Origin of the sequence: Microbacterium maritypicum MF109 (assembly GCF_000455825.1) — a bacterium.
Classification (GTDB): Bacteria; Actinomycetota; Actinomycetes; order Actinomycetales; family Microbacteriaceae; genus Microbacterium; species Microbacterium maritypicum_A.
This window is the reverse complement of the sequence record NZ_ATAO01000024.1, coordinates 55,853-71,367: the sequence shown is the minus strand read 5'-3', so window position 1 is coordinate 71,367 and position 15,515 is coordinate 55,853. Positions and strand designations below refer to the sequence as shown.

Annotated in this window: 15 protein-coding genes; 9 read left to right on the top strand and 6 right to left on the bottom strand. The window is 68.1% G+C overall.

All coding sequences use genetic code 11. From position 1 onward, the window contains the following. Positions 1-36: 36 nt before the first annotated feature. From L687_RS24300 to L687_RS24290, 3 genes are all read right to left on the bottom strand, one after another. Entirely contained in the window at positions 37-342 is a 306-nt protein-coding gene (locus tag L687_RS24300; RefSeq protein ID WP_031206693.1) for a protealysin inhibitor emfourin, read from the bottom strand. Continuing rightward, positions 317-1,387, bottom strand: a complete 1,071-nt coding sequence (locus tag L687_RS24295; RefSeq protein WP_031206692.1) for a M4 family metallopeptidase — start codon at positions 1,385-1,387, stop codon at positions 317-319. Before L687_RS24295 ends, L687_RS24300 begins: the two co-directional genes overlap by 26 nt. A gap of 180 nt (positions 1,388-1,567) precedes the next feature. Beyond that, positions 1,568-2,011, bottom strand: a complete 444-nt coding sequence (locus L687_RS24290) for a hypothetical protein (RefSeq protein ID WP_029260126.1) — start codon at positions 2,009-2,011, stop codon at positions 1,568-1,570. Between the two features lie 162 nt (positions 2,012-2,173). Between L687_RS24290 and L687_RS24285 the strand changes: the two genes are divergently transcribed. The 7 genes from L687_RS24285 (at position 2,174) to L687_RS24255 (ending at position 10,258) form a co-directional block, all read left to right on the top strand. Further along, complete coding sequence (locus tag L687_RS24285) at positions 2,174-3,490, top strand: ABC transporter substrate-binding protein (RefSeq protein ID WP_021198392.1); 1,317 nt, start codon at positions 2,174-2,176, stop codon at positions 3,488-3,490. Between the two features lie 2 nt (positions 3,491-3,492). Next, on the top strand, positions 3,493-4,455 hold the full coding sequence (locus L687_RS24280) for a carbohydrate ABC transporter permease (protein ID WP_021198391.1): 963 nt from the start codon (positions 3,493-3,495) through the stop codon (positions 4,453-4,455). Further along, positions 4,452-5,396, top strand: a complete 945-nt coding sequence (locus tag L687_RS24275; RefSeq protein WP_021198390.1) for a carbohydrate ABC transporter permease — start codon at positions 4,452-4,454, stop codon at positions 5,394-5,396. Before L687_RS24280 ends, L687_RS24275 begins: the two co-directional genes overlap by 4 nt. Further along, on the top strand, positions 5,393-7,030 hold the full coding sequence (locus L687_RS24270; RefSeq protein WP_152525840.1) for an amylo-alpha-1,6-glucosidase: 1,638 nt from the start codon (positions 5,393-5,395) through the stop codon (positions 7,028-7,030). The genes L687_RS24275 and L687_RS24270 overlap by 4 nt, the downstream gene beginning before the upstream one ends. 122 nt (positions 7,031-7,152) lie before the next feature. Then, positions 7,153-8,469 carry an ABC transporter substrate-binding protein gene (locus L687_RS24265; protein WP_021198388.1) on the top strand — a complete coding sequence of 439 codons (1,317 nt, stop codon included), beginning with the start codon at positions 7,153-7,155 and terminating at the stop codon, positions 8,467-8,469. A gap of 2 nt (positions 8,470-8,471) precedes the next feature. After that, positions 8,472-9,365, top strand: a complete 894-nt coding sequence (locus L687_RS24260) for a carbohydrate ABC transporter permease (RefSeq protein ID WP_021198387.1) — start codon at positions 8,472-8,474, stop codon at positions 9,363-9,365. Then, a complete protein-coding gene (locus L687_RS24255) occupies positions 9,362-10,258 on the top strand; it encodes a carbohydrate ABC transporter permease (protein ID WP_021198386.1) in 897 nt (298 codons plus the stop codon). The genes L687_RS24260 and L687_RS24255 overlap by 4 nt, the downstream gene beginning before the upstream one ends. Positions 10,259-10,274: 16 nt before the next feature. On the opposite strand, the gene L687_RS24250 is transcribed toward L687_RS24255, so the two are convergent. After that, positions 10,275-10,949 (bottom strand): GntR family transcriptional regulator, encoded by a 675-nt coding sequence (locus L687_RS24250; protein WP_021198385.1) that lies wholly within the window; start codon positions 10,947-10,949, stop codon positions 10,275-10,277. 132 nt (positions 10,950-11,081) lie between these two features. On the opposite strand from L687_RS24250, the gene L687_RS24245 reads away from it, so the two are divergent. Both L687_RS24245 and L687_RS24240 read left to right on the top strand, forming a co-directional pair. Beyond that, a complete protein-coding gene (locus L687_RS24245) occupies positions 11,082-12,170 on the top strand; it encodes a mandelate racemase/muconate lactonizing enzyme family protein (RefSeq protein ID WP_021198384.1) in 1,089 nt (362 codons plus the stop codon). A 122-nt stretch (positions 12,171-12,292) separates the two neighbouring features. After that, entirely contained in the window at positions 12,293-13,660 is a 1,368-nt protein-coding gene (locus L687_RS24240; protein ID WP_157749848.1) for an MFS transporter, read from the top strand. Positions 13,661-13,728: 68 nt separating this feature from the next. Here the strand turns inward: L687_RS24240 and L687_RS24235 are convergent, their stop codons facing one another. Continuing rightward, positions 13,729-14,547 carry an SDR family oxidoreductase gene (locus L687_RS24235; protein ID WP_021198382.1) on the bottom strand — a complete coding sequence of 273 codons (819 nt, stop codon included), beginning with the start codon at positions 14,545-14,547 and terminating at the stop codon, positions 13,729-13,731. 168 nt (positions 14,548-14,715) lie between these two features. Further along, positions 14,716-15,372: a GntR family transcriptional regulator gene (locus L687_RS24230; RefSeq protein WP_021198381.1), complete on the bottom strand. Its 657-nt coding sequence runs from the start codon at positions 15,370-15,372 to the stop codon at positions 14,716-14,718. Positions 15,373-15,515: the final 143 nt, after the last annotated feature.

Below are 15,515 nucleotides of genomic sequence, written 5' to 3'. Positions count from 1 at the left end.
GACGGCTCACCTGAGAGCGTACGTCGACTGACGGCGTCAGACCGAGGCCGCGCGCACGGCCTCGACGAGTGCCCGCCAAGGGCCTTCGAGCGCGGAGTCGGGCAGTTCGCGCTCGCGCCGCTCGGATGGTGTGCGCGCCTGGATGCTCCACATGAACCGATCGGCGCCGGGTCCGCCGTCCCGCTCCTGATCCCACGGGCAGCGGTCGATCAGATCGATCCACTCCGCCGCGTCGTCAGTGCCGGCTTCCACATGCCACTGACGGCGGATGCCGGCGATGCCGCCGGTGCGCACCACCGCGATCACGACCTGCGCGTCAGTCGGTGGAGGGGACTCGCTCATCCTCATAGACTCCCACGGTCGTCCACGCCCGTCGAGCTGCTGCGGCTGTGGCGGCATCGATGTCCGTGGCCGCGGCGACTGTCGCGTCGGCGAACTGCGTGAAGGTCGCGGTGCTCGACAGGCCGCCGGTGAGAGCGCGGTACCAGACTGTTCCCGCCCGCTCCCAGGCATTGCCGCCGAGGTCGATCGCGAAGAGGGCGAATGCACGGTTGGGGATGCCTGAGTTGATGTGCACCCCGCCGTTGTCTTCGGTGGTGCGGACGAAGCCGCTCATGTGGTCGGGCTGCGGATCCCGGCCGAGCTCATCGTCGTCATACGCGGTGCCGGGTGCGATCATCGAGCGCAGCGCCGCGCCCTCGACGGCGTCGGTGAAGATCTCGGCACCGATGAGCCACGTCGCCTGGTCGGCCGTCTGGCTCAGGGCGTACTGCTCGGTCAGGGCGCCGAACACGTCGGCGATCGACTCGTTCAGGGCACCCGGCTGCCCCTGGTATTCGAGGTTGGCGGTGTGCTGCACCACGCCGTGTGCGAGCTCGTGGCCGATGACGGTGAGCGAGCCGGTGAAGTGCTGGAACACCTCGCCGTCTCCATCGCCGAAGACCATGCGCTCGCCGTCCCAGAACGCGTTGTCGTAGTCGACGCCGTAGTGCACGGTCGCATCCAGCGGGGCGCCCGCGTCGTCGAGAGAGTTGCGCTCGAACGCGGCCAGCAGCATCTCGAACGTGGCGCCGAGGCCGTCGAAGGCCTCATTCACCGCGGTGTCATCGACCGGGGCATCGTCTTCGCCTCGCACGACCGCGCCGGGCAGCTGCTGCGTGTTGCCGGCGTCGCTGATCGTGCGGTTGGGGGCATCGGACAGCTGCGCCACGAGGTCGCCGTTCTCGTCGATCGACAGGTCGATGCGCGCGCGGAAGGGCGGTCGACCGGCGGTCAGCGTCTGTCTCGCAGCTGCGGCGGCCTTGGGGAATCGGCCTGATTCGGCCAGACGCGCGAGCAGGTAAGAGGGGACCACTCCATGACGTTCTCCGGATGCTGTGCTGCTCATGGTGCGACCCTACGCCGGGACGCCGACGTTCGTGTGGTGCGGGCGGGTTGCGGCGAGAACCGCGTCGGGTGGACCCGGCGTGGGGCGGAGTTCTCTGTGTCGGGAGGAGCCGTGCCGCGTGGCTGTCCGCCCGACGCGGAGTTCTCCGCCGCACACGGTGCGTCCTCCCGGCGCGCGCCCTCAGTCGTTCTCGATGCTCAGCACGGTCGTGCGCAGGCCGTCGGACTCGTACTGCACCGGCATGCCCGGGTGGTCGATCGAGAACCAGAAGATGCCGTCATCGGTGTCGTACCGGCGGCAGGTGAGCGCACCGAGCGGGGTCGTCAGGCTCACGGTCGACACGCTCGTCGTGCCGGCGTCGAAGGCGGCATGGCCCTGCAGTTCCGCCCAGGTCACCCGATTCGAGACGACGGCCTTGGGGTCCTCCGCTGCCCAGCGGTCGAGCGTCGCTCCCTCGTCATCGGTGTCGTGGAAGCGGTTGACGTGCTCGCCCATCGGTCCGTCGGGGCCTTCGAGCAGCAGGTGGATCACCATCCCCGTGCCGGTGGCGTCGCGGATCTCGGCGGCGGTGAATGGTGTCGGGAGGAGTCCGGGGCCGAGCAGGTGCGGATCGGGATCGGTCATGAAGACAGTCTGCGCCATGGTCCGGGCCGCACGTCACGGGATGGTCTCGATGGGCAGGTCCGTCGCCCCTTCCTTGACAGGATTGCGTTCTGTATACAGAATACCAGTACGCCCGAAGGGGCGATCCCGACCTGATCTTCCAATGATGAAAGAGGTAGCGAGATGGCACGTGCGAACGTGACGCGGTATCTGGCACTGGGTGCCGCCGGCGCTCTGGCACTCGGACTCGCCGCGTGCAGCGGTGGGGGTGGAGGAGGCGGTGGAGGCGTCGACGCCGACGGCAACGCCACCGTCGTCTGGTCGACCTGGGGCACGGCCGACGAGCTCACCCGCTACGAGGAGTTCAATAAGGACTTCATGGAGCGCCACCCCGACATCAAGGTCAAGCTGCAGCCCGTGGCGGACTATGGCGACTACCACTCCAAGCTGCTCGCTCAGCTCACCAGCAACACCGCGCCCGACGTGTTCTACGTGGGCGACGACAAGATCGGCCAGTTCGTCGACTCGAACCGGCTCATGCCGCTGAGTGACCTGATGGACTCGAAGGACAGCAAGACGAAGAAGGATGACTTCTTCCCCGGGCTCTTCGGTGCTGCCGAGAACGACGGCGAGGTGTACGCCGCCCCGAACGACTCGAACCCCGACGTGTTCTGGTACGACAAGCAGGCGCTGGCGGCCGCAGGGATCACGGAGGACCCGGCGACCCTCGCCGAGAACGGCGAGTGGACCACCGACAAGTTCCTGGAGATGAACGAGAAGCTCCACGACGCGGGCCTCACCGGCACCATGTACTGGAACTACTGGGCGACGCACTGGAGCTGGCTCTCGTCGCAGGGCCTCGATGCTCCCTATGACGATTCCGGTGCCTTCGTCGCGAATAAGGACGCCGCGACCGTCGAGTCGGTGCAGCAGCTCGGCGACCTGTTCGAGGACGGCACCTTCGTCGTCGCCGACACCCTTCCTGACGGTGCGGGCGCCGACAGCGTGTTCGTCACGCACAAGGCCGGCTTCTTCGTGCAGGGCCGCTACACGATCGGCACGGTCGATGCGACGGGCGAGCAGGACAGCTACGACATCGTGCAGTGGCCGACCCCTGACGGCGAAGCTGCTCCCACCGGCGTGGCGACCAGCTTCCTCGCGATCAACGGCAAGACCAAGGTGAAGGACGCGGCGTTCACGTTCTGGACCGAGTTCCTCTCCGCCGAGGGGCAGACCTTCCGTCTACAGGGCGGCGGCAATGCGGTCCCCTCGATCAAGGGCGCTGACGAGGTCGTGCTCGAGGACGACTATCCCGCACACGCCCAGACCTTCCTCGACATGCGCGACATCGGGTTCGAGGACTACCCCGCCGAGGCGCGCGTTCCCGGTCTGCCGACCGCCATCGCCGACGAGTTCCTGAAGCTGTACCAGGGCAAGGCCGACGCGCAGGAGACGCTCGACACCATCGCCGACGTGGTCAAGGAACGGTCGGAGAAGTAGGAGTGAGCACTCTCACCGAGAACGGGCGGATGCCGCAGGTCACCCCTGCGGCATCCGCCCCGCCCCTGCGCAAGGAGGCGCTCTGGCGTCGCCGCGACCGGCTGTGGGGGTACGTCTTCGTCGGCCCCCAGATGATCGGCATGGGGCTGTTCGTCGTGCTGCCGTTCGCCGCCAGCCTGGTGCTCGCTTTCGCGGACTGGGACGGGCTGACCGATCTCACCTGGGTGGGTTTCGCCAACTTCGCCGATCAGCTGACCGACCCGCTCCTCGGTCGGGCGATCCTCAACACGCTCATCATCGCGATCGTCACGGTCCCCATCGGCCTCGGCCTCTCGGTGATCGTCGCCGTCGCACTCGAGAAGCTCAAGACGCGCACGCTCTACCTGATCCTGTTCTTCGCCCCGGTCGTGACCTCGACGGTCGCGGTGGCGATGATCTGGCAGCAGATGTTCCGCTCCGACGGGCTGCTGTCCACCACGATCGCGAAGGTCTTCGGGGTCACCCCGCCCGACTGGCTGCAGGACCCGAAGCTGGCCCTCCTCGCCGTCTGCATCGTCACCATCTGGTCGTCGATGGGCCTCAACGTCGTGATCTTCCTCGCCGGATTGCAGAACATCTCACCCTCGGTGATCGAGGCGGCGCGCATCGACGGTGCCGGCCCGTGGCGGCTGTTCACCAGCATCCGCCTGCCGCTGCTCTCCCCGATCGTCTTCTTCTCGTCGGTGGTCGCGTTCATCTCGTCGCTGCAGACGTTCGACACGGTCTATGTGCTGGTGCAGGACGCCGGCCCCGACAACGCGACCCGCACGATCGTCTACCACATCTTCGATCTGGGCTTCGGGCGGTTCGAGTTCGGTCCGTCCAGCGCCGCGAGCATCATCCTGCTCCTGCTCACGCTCGTCATCACCGCGGTGCAGTTCGGCGCGCAGAAGAAATTCGTCCACTACGAGGATGACCCCGCATGAGCATTCAGACGCCCCCGCTGACCGGCCCTGCTCCGGCCACGGACTCCACCATCGCGATCACTGCGCCCGGCTACCGGTCCCGTGGCCGTGGCGGCCCCGCCGTCGACCGCGCACGCCGCCGGCTCGGTTCGACCCTGCTGCACGTGGTGCTCGTGGTGGCAGGGATCGGCATGGTGTTCCCGTTCATCTGGATGCTGCTGACCTCGTTCAAGACCCTGCCGCAGCTGCTGAAGAACCCGCTGCAGTTCCTCCCGGATCCCTGGACGTTCGACAACTACACCCAGGCCTGGAACGCGGTCCCGTTCGGCCAGGCGTACCTGAACAGCGCGTACATCGCGATCCTCGTGGTGGTCGGCACGCTGCTCACGGCGTCGATGGCGGGATATGCGTTCGCGCGCATCCGGTTCCGCGGCAGCAAGGTGCTCTTCATCGTCTTCCTCGCGACGCAGATGATCCCGAAGCAGGTGACGCTGATCCCCTTCTATCTGCTGATGTCGAACCTCGGCTGGGTGGATTCGCACCTCGCGCTGATCGTCCCGGGCATCATGGCGAACCCGTTCGCGGTGTTCCTGATGCGGCAGTTCGTGCTGGCTCTGCCGCGTGAGCTGGAAGAAGCGGCGATCGTCGACGGTGCCGGTCGCTGGCGCATCTTCTGGAGCGTCGTGCTCCCCAACCTGAAGCCCGGCCTCGCTGCCCTCAGCATCATCGTGGCGCTCGATGTGTGGAACGCCTTCCTGTTCCCGCTCGTGCTGTTGAACTCGCCCGACCTGTTCACGGTTCCCCTGCTGCTGAACGCCTTCGAGGGACAGCAGGGCTCGATCAACTACGGACTCGTGATGGCGGCCTCGGCGATCGCGACCGTGCCCATGCTGATCGTGTTCGTCATCGGTCAGCGGAAGATCCTCAACAGCATGGCCGCATCGGGGCTGGGAGGGCGATGATGACGGATGCCGCCGCCCTCGCCGGCCGTCACCTCGACCTGGCCTCGGCGCCGTTCACGTTGCCGCGTTCGCGCGTGCTCGTCTTCCGCGCGGAGGACGGGAACGGCGTGCGCGTGCACACCTCGGAGTATGAGCGGCGCCTGTCGGAGTGCCGCGTGCTCGATGCGCTGATCGTGGTGGACGCCTCAGGCGAGGCGCGTGCGGTGACCGACGTGCATCCGGCGCGAGTGACGTTCGGCGCTGCTGCGGCGACGCTGACCTTCGCCGATCCGTCGACGCTGAGCCTCGGCGGAGAACCCGGGTCGCGGGTGCGGCTGCGGCGACCGGACGGGAGTGTCGAGGAGCATCCGCTCGGGGACGGTCTTCGCCTCCGCATCGACGCCGACCGCACCGTCACGGTCGAGCCCGGCGACCACGCTGCGGCGCTCGCCGCGACCGAGGCGATCTGGGACGACTGGTTCGCGAAGTGCCCGAGTGTGCGCGGCGACCTGCAGGAGATGACGGCGTTCTGCTGGTGGGTGCTCGGCGCGAACATCGTCGAGCTGCCGTCGCTGGGCGATGCCAGGGCGATCGTGCCGTCGAAGATCGGCTACGTCGGCCTGTGGCAGTGGGATGCGTACTTCATCGCCGTGGGACTGCGACACGGCGACCCGGAGCTCGCGCGCGAGCAGCTCGACATCGCGTTCCGTTTCCCACAGCCCGACGGCCAGCTGCCCGACGTGGTGCACGAGCTCGGAGTGCTCGCGACCAGCGACGACCTGCCCGAGAGCGACCGTGCGAACCTGCGCAGAGCCGGATCGCAGATCGCCGACCCGAGCGCCCCCGTGCCGCTCACCAAACCACCGCTCGCCGCGTGGGCGCTGCGCAAGGTGCTCGAGGCCGAGGACGCCCCCGACTACGCGCGCCGGCAGTTGACCCGCATCGTCCGCTCGCAGGACTGGTGGTTCGACGGCAGCGACCTCGACCACGACGGGATGCCGGAGTACGGGCACCCGTACTCCTCCGGGCTCGACGACAGCCCGATCTTCGACGGTCCACTGCCGACAGCTGCTCCCGACCTGGGTGCGTACCTCGTGCGACAGGACGTGGAGCTCGCGGACCTGCTGACCCGCTATGAACCGGATGCCGACGTCTCGCGGTTGAGGGAACGGGCCGAGAGCACGCAGGAGCGGCTGCTGCGCATGTGGGATCCGGACCTCGGGCGATTCCTCGCGTATGGCGGCGGGGAGCCGCAGCTCAGCGACACGGTCGTCGGGTTGATGCCGCTGCTCACGGGCACGTTGCCGGCGCCGATCGCCGATGCGCTGCGCCAGGCCGTCGACGACCCCGAGCGCTTCGCCCTGCCCTGGGGGCTGCCGACGGTCGCAGCATCGGATCCCGACTTCTCGGACGAGCGGATGTGGCGCGGACCGGTGTGGGTCAACACGAGCATGCTGGTCGCCGAGGGGCTGGAGGCGTCGGGGTACCCCGAGCGGGCACGGGAGCTGCGAGAGCAGACCGTGGCCCTCGTGATCCACGGCGGCGGTCCGCACGAGTACTTCAACCCGCACACAGGTCGGAAGGCGCGTACGGCGACCACCGCGTTCGGCTGGTCGGCTGCGCTGTTCATCGACCTCGCCGTGCAGCTCAGCTGACGGCATCCGTTCCGGTCGCGATTCCTGTCGCTTACCGGGGCGGCAACCGACAGGAACGGCGACCGGAACACTGCGGAACTCGATTGTATTCAATATTCATTTCAACGACGAAGGAGTCAGACATGAAGAAGAAGCTCACAGGGATCGCCGCGCTCGCGGCGGTCGGGATCGCGCTCGCCGGATGCGCCACCGGAGGAGTGCCGACCGGAGGGTCCGACGCGGTCGCGCTGGACCCCGACGCGAAGCTCGACGGAGAGATCACCGTGTGGTCGTGGGATGTCGGAGCCGTCGCCCTGGAGCGGCTCGCGGCCGACTTCGAGAAGGCCCACGAGGGCACGACCGTGAAGGTCGTCGACGTGGGCTACGACAACGCCTATGACAAGATGTCGGTCGGCTTCCAAGCGGGCACCGGCCTGCCCGACGTGGTCACGATCGAGACGGATGCCGCCCCCGGCTACATCACGCAGTTCCCGAAGGGGATGCTCGACCTGAACCCGATCCTGGGCGGTGATGAAGTCGACTTCGACCCGTTCAAGTGGTCCGCGGGTTCCGATGCCGACGGGTCCTTGCGCATCGCGCCGTGGGACTCCGGCACCGTCGCGCTGTACTACCGCACCGACATCGTGGAGCAGGCGGGCGTCGACATCGAGGCCGCCACGACGTGGGACGATCTGATCGCGGCGGGCAAGGTCATCAAGGAGAAGACCGGCCACACGCTGCTCTCGACCGACCTCTCCGCCGGTGGCGGCTTCCAGATGCTGCTGCAGCAGCTCGGCCAGGGGCTGTTCGACGAGGCGGGCGAGATCACGCTCGACTCTCCCGAAGCCGTGCGCGTGCTCACGATGCTGCAGGAGATGAACCAGGCCGGACTCATCAAGAACGTCACCGGATGGGACGGCAGGGTGACCTCCGCGAAAGACGGCGACTCCGCAGTGACCGCCGACGCCGTCTGGTGGATCGGCACGCTGCAGGGCGATGCCCCCGAGCTGAGCGGAAAGTACGCCGTGCTCCCGTTGCCGGTGTTCGACGAGGGCGGCGCCCGCACCTCGAACAACGGCGGATCGGGGCTCGCGGTGCCCGCACAGGCGAAGAACCCGCAGCTCGCCGCGGCGTTCGTCGACTTCGTGCTCGCGGATGCCGACAACCAGGTGTCGATGATGACGAACGAGGGACTCTTCCCCTCGTACCTGCCGGCCCTGCAGTCGGACTACTTCTCGAAGCCGGTCGAGTACTTCGGCGGTCAGCCGGTCTACGAGACCTTCGCAGAGCTCACGGCCCAGATCCCGCCGATCGTCTACACCTCGGACAGCGCAGAGGCCTCGGACATCGTCGCCAACGCCGTCGCCGCCGCCGTGCTGAACGGCGCCGACCCCGCCACCGTGCTCGCCGATGCGGCCGCGCAGCTCGCTACCTCCACCGGTCGAGAGGTCGCGAAGTAACCATGACCTCCGCGACCTCGCCCGGGTCCGGCCGCCGACGGCTGGACCCGGGCAGGGCCGGACGCTGGTTCGTGCTGCCGGCTGCCGCCCTGCTCCTGTTCTTCTTCGCCTATCCGCTGGGCGCCTCGCTCTGGCAGAGCCTGTTCCGCACCGAGGGCGGCGTGACGAGCTTCGTCGGACTCGGCCAGTACGAGCGGCTGTTCTCCGACCCGCTGATCGCGAAGAGCCTGTTCAACGCGGGACTGATCCTCATCGTCCAGGTGCCGCTGATGATGGTGCTCGCGGTCGGGCTCGCCTACCTGCTCAACCAGTCATGGCTGCGGTGGCGTTCGGGATTCCGCCTGCTCACGTTCCTGCCCGCGGTGACCACGCTGGTCGCCTACGCCGTCGTGTTCCGCGTGCTGCTCGCCACCGACGGCGGCGCCGTGAACCAGATGCTCGGTGTGATCGGCGTCGCCCCGATCGACTGGCTGAACAACGAGTGGTGGGCGCGTGTCTCCGTGATCGCCGCCGTCACCTGGCGATGGACCGGCTACAACATGGTCATCATCCTCGCCGGCCTGCAGTCGATCCCCCCGGAGCTCTACGAGGCGGCGAAGGTCGACGGCGCCGGACGCTGGCAGACGTTCTGGAGTGTGGTGCTTCCGCAGCTGCGGCCGGTGCTGATCTTCACGGGGATCACCTCGACGATCGGCGCACTGCAGCTGTTCGACGAGAACTTCATCCTCACGGGCGGCGGCCCCAACGACGCCACGCTCACCCCGGTGCTCTACCTGTACAAGGTCGGGTTCCGACAGTTCGACTTCGGCTACGCATCAGCCATCGCCTGGATGCTGGTGCTGATCACCGCGATCATCGCCGTCGTGCAGTTCCGGGTCATGAGGGAGAAGCCATGACAGACCTCGCCACCCGCACCCTGGTCACCTCCGGCCGCGACACCCGCAGCCTCGGAGCGGGGGAGCGCGGCGCCCGTTCGCGCATGCTGCGGCTGCCGCTCTACCTGCTGCTGGTCGTGGCCTCGCTGGTGTCGATCATCCCGTTCCTGTGGATGGTCATCGCCTCCACCCATCCGAGTTCGGAGCTGTTCGGCACGCCGCTCCCGGTGCTCCCCGGCGACGCGCTGTGGGAGAACCTCGCCCGCTTGGAGGAGAGCATCGGCTTCAGCCGCGTGATGCTCAACAGCCTGCTGATCGCGGTGATCTACACGGTCTTCAGCTCGATCGTCAGCATCATGTGCGGCTACGGGCTCGCCACCTATCGATTCCGTGGACGCGGCGTGCTGCTCGCGCTCGTGCTCGTGACGATGATGATCCCGATGCAGGTGCTGCTGGTCCCGCTGTTCCAGATCATGGCCGGCATGGGGTGGATCGACACCTATCAGGCCGTGATCCTGCCGTTCCTGGCGAACGCGTTCGGGATCTTCCTGATGCGCCAGGGGTTCCTCGACTTCCCGCCGAGCCTGATCGAGGCGGCCAGGATCGACGGCGCGAGCGAGCTGCGCACGTTCTATCGGATCGTGCTTCCGGTCGCGAAGCCGCAGATCGCGGCGCTCGTGATCTATACGTTCATCAGCCAGTGGAACGCGTTCATCTGGCCGCTGCTCATGCTCAACACCGAGGCGAACTACACGGTTCCGGTCGCGCTGAACACGATGATCGGCATGAGCCGCGTCGACTACTCCGGCCTGATGCTGGGGTCGCTGCTGGCGACACTGCCCCTGCTGCTGCTGTTCCTGATCTTCCAGAAGCAGTTCGTCGCAGGTCTCCTCGGCGGCGCGGTGAAGGGGTGAGGGGAGCAGGCGGCGTCTACTCGGGGGTGCGGGTCGACAGTCGGTCCTGAGCCGCCCGCAGATGCTCCGTCATGGCTGCCTCGGCGCCGTCCGCGTCACCCGCGATGATCGTCTCCACGATGCGCACGTGCTCCTCGAGAGTCGCCTCGCCGGTCTCGACGTCGTAGGCGAGCCGGAAGGCGTGGAGGTGGAAGTGGGTGCGCTCCAGCGCCCTGGCCACCGCGAGGTTGCCCGAGGCCCTGGCGATCAGCTGGTGCAGCAGGGCGTCGTGTTCGCTGAATCTGGCGTAGTCGGTCAACTCCGCCGACCCGGGTGCGTTCGCGTATCGATGCAGTTCGGTCGCGAGCGCGTCGCGCTCCTGCGGGGTCGCGCGCTCCGCGGCACGGCGGGCGGACACCGGCTCGAGCAGCAACCGCAGGTCGTAGAGGTCGGCGAGCTCTCGCGACGTGAGCACCGGTGTCGTCCGGTAGCCCTTGAGGTGCGTCTTGCGCACCAGCCCGGCGTCCTCGAGTCGTGTGAGCGCTTCGCGGATCGGCGTCGGCGACACGTCGAGGCGCTTGCCGATCGCATTGATGTTGACCCGCGCATCTGCGGGCAGCTCGTTGCTGAGGATGAGGGAGACGAGTCCTTCGTAGACGTTCTCGGCGAGCGAGGGATCGTCGGGATCCCGCCTGTCATCCACTCGCGCCATGCCCGCAATCCTAGTGCGGCGGCTGTGTGTCGATCGGGCGCGCCGGGCGGGCATTTGACACGGGAACGGCGAACGCGTACGTTCGCAGAATCAAATTGAATTTGATTGTGACACTCTCGAGGAAGAGACACCGTGACCCTCATCACCGCTGCAACCGCCCGCCTGGTCGACATCGAGGTGGAGAAGGTGCGCACCGACGCCATGCAGTCCTTCCTCAAGCAGGAGACCATCGTTGTCACGATCCAGACCGCCGACGGGCTCACCGGACGCGGCTACTCCTACACGATCGGCACCGGGGGTCGCGCGACGCTCTCGATGCTCAACGAGCACCTCCTGGCCGAGCTGATCGGCGAGGATTCGCGTCTGGTCGAGCACCTGTGGCGGCGGCTCTACGACTCCACGCGTGCGACCTCGGTCGGCGTCATCACCGCGCTCGCCCTGGCGGCGGTCGACACCGCGCTCTGGGACATCCGGGCGCAGCGGGCGGCGCAGCCGCTGTGGATGATCGCCGGGGGGAACCGTCGCGACGTGCCGCTGTACGACACCGAGGGCGGATGGCTGCACGTGTCCGTCGACGAGCTCGTGGAAGAGGCCCGCGCCTCGGCGAGCAGGGGATGGAAGGGCGTGAAGATCAAGGTCGGCAAGCCGAGCATCGCCGAGGACGCGAGCCGCATCGCCGCCGTGCGCGACGCCGTCGGTCCGGACGTCGAGATCATGGTCGACGCCAACCAGAGCATGACCTCCGCCGAGGCCGTGCGCCGCGCGCACGCGTTCGAGCCGTTCGACCTCAGCTGGTTCGAGGAGCCGCTTCCGGCCGACGACGTGACCGGCCATGTGCGCCTCGCCCAGTCGACCAGCATCCCGATCGCGGTCGGCGAGTCGATGTACTCGCTCGGTCACTTCCGTGAGTACCTGGAGCGCGGAGCGGCCGGCATCGTGCAGGTCGACGTCGCCCGCATCGGGGGCATCACCCCGTGGCTCAAGGTGGCGCACCTCGCGGAGGCGTTCAACGTGCAGGTGAGCCCGCACTTCCTGATGGAGCTGCACGTGAGCCTCGTCGCCGCCATCCCCAACGGACGCTTCGTCGAGCACATCCCGCAGCTGCGCGCCGTGACGAACAGCGAGATCCGCATCGACGGCGGACACGCCTTCGCCCCGGATGCCCCCGGTCTCGGCATCGACTGGAACCTCGACGCGCTCGACGACCGCACCGTCGCCTGAACCGCACCGTCGCGTGAACCGCACCGTCGCGTGAACCGCACCGTCGCCTGACGGCCCCCACATCCCCCCACCCCCGCGCTCATCGATGAGCAGATGGCGCCCGCCATCACGAAAGGACGATGATGTCATCACCCACACGCACTCCCGCGCAGCCGCCGACGGGCGAGAAGAAGACCGGATCCCGCGGCGTCGCCGCCGCAGCGCTCGTCGGCTCCGCCCTCGAGTGGTACGACTTCTACCTGTACGGCACGGCCGCGGCGCTGGTGTTCAACCGCATCATCTTCGTGAACGACGACCCGCTGGTGGGGACCATGGTCGCGTTCGCCGCGTTCGGGCTCGGATACATCATCCGCCCACTCGGCGGGCTCATCTTCGGGCGCCTCGGCGACCACTTCGGGCGCAAGTACGTGCTCGTGCTGACGCTGATGATCATGGGGATCTCGACCGTGCTGATGGCGTTCATCCCCACCTACGCGCAGATCGGGTTGTGGGCGCCAGTCCTCTTGATCCTCCTGCGCCTGGTGCAGGGCATCGGCGCCGGCGCCGAGTTCGGCGGTGCGGCGATCTTCTCCGTCGAGCATGCCGACCCGCGTCGTCGCGGCCTGCAGGGGGCGTGGCCGGCGGTCGGCGTCTATCTCGGTCTCCTGCTCGCCTCCGGCGCGTTCGCGCTCGTCTCCTCGCTCCCCGAAGAGGACTTCCTGGCCTGGGGTTGGCGCATCCCGTTCGCCGGCAGCATCCTCGTCGTCGTCGTCGCGCTGATCATCCGGCTGCGGCTGTCCGAGACCCCCGCGTTCCAGCAGGCCGTCGAGCAGGACGAGGCGCCGGTCGCGCCGCTGCGCGAGGTGTTCAGCAAGGAATGGCGCGGCATGCTCGTGCTCATCGGCACCCAGACGCCGCAGAACGTCATCGCCTACATCAACCTGACCTTCATCGCCGCCTACCTCACGAGCACGCTGATGCTGGCCAACAGTGTGGGGCCGATCGCGGTGACCGTCGGCACAGCGGTCACGATGGTGACGCTGCCCCTGTTCGGGGCGCTGTCGGACCGCATTGGACGCAAGCCCGTCGTGCTCGCCGGCATCATCTTCTCCGCGGTGTTCGCCTACCCGTACTTCCTCATCATCGACGGCCTGCAGACGCCCTTCGCGGTCGCCGTTGCGGTGACGGCGAGTCTGAGCCTCGGAGTCGGCGCGATGTTCGGCCCTCAGGGTGCGTACTTCTCCGAGCTGTTCACCAGTCGCGCACGCTTCACCGGCCTCGCGTTCAGCCGCGAGGTGGCCGGTGCGATCTCCGGTGGATTCACGCCGCTCATCGCCGTGGCGCTGGTGGCGGCCGCCGGCGGGTCGTCGTGGCTCGTCGCGATCTTCATCATCGGTGCCTGCATCATCGGGGCCGTGGCCACGTTCCTCGGACCGGAGACCCGCGGACGCAGCCTCCGCGTCGCCACCGTGGAAGAGCTCCGGGCATCGACGGGGAGCATGCGCGACTAGCGGCGTCTCCCGATCTCCCGGTGTCGGGCCTCCTCGGAGAGGGGGCCCGACACCGCTGCATCGGATCGTCAGGCGCGGAACAGGTCGGCGTTCTCGTGCGCCCACTGCGCGAACGTGCGCCCGGGGCGTCCGGTGAGTCGCGTCACGGTGTTCTGCACCACCTGTCCGATCTCCGGCGGGTTCAGTGCCAGCTCGACGCCGAACTCGACGTAGCCCTCGTCGTACCCGAACGAGCGCAGTCGTTCCCGTTCCTCGTCCTCGGTGAGCCGGATCCAGGCGACCTCCTCGCCGATCGCCTCGGCGATGCGCGCCGTGCGCTCGGCCGGAGTCAGCGCCTCCGGCCCGGTCAGGTAGTACGTCTGCCCCTCGGCGGGGGCGCCCTGCAGCACCGCGACCGCGACGGCGGCGATGTCGGCCTCGTGAACCATGGCGCTCGGCCAGTCAGCCAGAGTGCGCACCCGTCTGTCGGACACGACCTCCGGCGCCCACTCCCGCGCGTTCGACATGAACTCCACGGGCGCCAGCAGCGCCCAGGCGAGCTCGCTCTCGCGCAGAGCCGGCTCGAGGGTGCTCTCGTCCCATCCGCCGAGCACGCTCACACGTCGCACCCCTGCGTCCTCCGCGGCCGCCACCAGCTCGGGGCCGTTGGTCAGCGTCTCACCGAACTCGCCGTTGAACGTGATGAAGTGCACGGCGTCGCAGCCTTCGACCGCGTGGCGGAACGCCTCGACGTCGGTGAGGTCACCGCGGACGACCTCGACACCCTCGGGGAGGTTCGCGCGCTGCGGATCGCGCGTGAGGGCGCGCACGCTCTCGCCGCGTTCGCGCAGTTGGCTGACGATGTGGCGTCCGACCGTGCCCGTCGCGCCGCTGACCAGGATTGTCATGAGGAGTCCCTTCTTCGTGGTGGGACTCACTCTTGCGGGCAACCAGGACACATCCGGTCCGCAATCTGCGACGGGTGGGCAGGGGGGTCGTTCCGGTCGCAGGTGCCGCCGCCTCCGGGCCCACCGGACGGCAGGAAGTGCGACCGGAACGGGGTCGCCGGGGCGGCCTCAGGCCGTGAAGTACGAGCTCGTGGCGTTGTCGAGGATGCGCTGCATGCCGTGCATCCAGTTGAGCTTGAGGGCCTCGACGGCGCCGGGGATGTCGCCGACGGCGAGGTGGCGGGCGATCTCGGCGTGCTCGGCGGCGACGCGTTCCACCTTGACGTCTTCGGGCACGAGGAGCGACTCGTAGCGGTGGAACGAGCTGCGCACGTTGTCGATCACGGCCAGGAGACGGGCGTTCGGGCAGGCCGACAGCATCACGCTGTGCCACTCGTCGTCCTTGGTGATGACGAGCTGGTGCTCCACGAGCTCGTCGGCGAACGCGTCGGCCATCTCTTTGAGCTGCGCGCCGATGCGACGCAGCTCGTCGGGCGGGCTGAGCTCGATCGCGAGGCTCTCGAGCGCCGCTAGGACGGGAGCGAGATCGCGGAACTCGGAGGCGCTGAGCGGGACGAACCGGAAGCCCTTGCCGTTCTCGCTCTCGATCTGCCCTTCGGACTCCAGAGCGATGAGCGCCTCGCGCAGGGGAGTGCGGCTGACGCCGAGCTCGGTGGCGAGCTGGACCTCGTTGATGCCCTCGCCGGGCTGCACGAGTCCGGCGCGCATGCGGTTCAGCAGCTCCTGCCGGACCTGCGAGCGCAGGTTCTTGCGTTCGATCGCCATGCGTCCCCTCTTCTGCCGCCTGCCCGTCAGCCTATGGGTTGACGGGCCTGGGACGACGTCCTAGTGTGTTGTATACAGAATACAGCCGATTCCGGATTCGCACCAGTGCACCGCCGGATCAGCCGGTGATGACTCAGAGAGGA

Bases quoted from the DNA above. Each gene is read 5' to 3' on its own strand.
- L687_RS24290 (WP_029260126.1), bottom strand. From the start codon at position 2,011: ATGACCGATCCCGATCCGCACCTGCTCGGCCCCGGACTCCTCCCGACA.
- L687_RS24270 (WP_152525840.1), top strand. From the start codon at position 5,393: ATGATGACGGATGCCGCCGCCCTCGCCGGCCGTCACCTCGACCTGGCC.
- L687_RS24230 (WP_021198381.1), bottom strand. From the start codon at position 15,372: ATGGCGATCGAACGCAAGAACCTGCGCTCGCAGGTCCGGCAGGAGCTG.
- L687_RS24275 (WP_021198390.1), top strand. From the start codon at position 4,452: ATGAGCATTCAGACGCCCCCGCTGACCGGCCCTGCTCCGGCCACGGAC.
- L687_RS24250 (WP_021198385.1), bottom strand. From the start codon at position 10,949: ATGGCGCGAGTGGATGACAGGCGGGATCCCGACGATCCCTCGCTCGCC.
- L687_RS24260 (WP_021198387.1), top strand. From the start codon at position 8,472: ATGACCTCCGCGACCTCGCCCGGGTCCGGCCGCCGACGGCTGGACCCG.
- L687_RS24240 (WP_157749848.1), top strand. From the start codon at position 12,293: ATGTCATCACCCACACGCACTCCCGCGCAGCCGCCGACGGGCGAGAAG.
- L687_RS24235 (WP_021198382.1), bottom strand. From the start codon at position 14,547: ATGACAATCCTGGTCAGCGGCGCGACGGGCACGGTCGGACGCCACATC.
- L687_RS24255 (WP_021198386.1), top strand. From the start codon at position 9,362: ATGACAGACCTCGCCACCCGCACCCTGGTCACCTCCGGCCGCGACACC.
- L687_RS24295 (WP_031206692.1), bottom strand. From the start codon at position 1,387: ATGAGCAGCACAGCATCCGGAGAACGTCATGGAGTGGTCCCCTCTTAC.
- L687_RS24265 (WP_021198388.1), top strand. From the start codon at position 7,153: ATGAAGAAGAAGCTCACAGGGATCGCCGCGCTCGCGGCGGTCGGGATC.
- L687_RS24285 (WP_021198392.1), top strand. From the start codon at position 2,174: ATGGCACGTGCGAACGTGACGCGGTATCTGGCACTGGGTGCCGCCGGC.
- L687_RS24300 (WP_031206693.1), bottom strand. From the start codon at position 342: ATGAGCGAGTCCCCTCCACCGACTGACGCGCAGGTCGTGATCGCGGTG.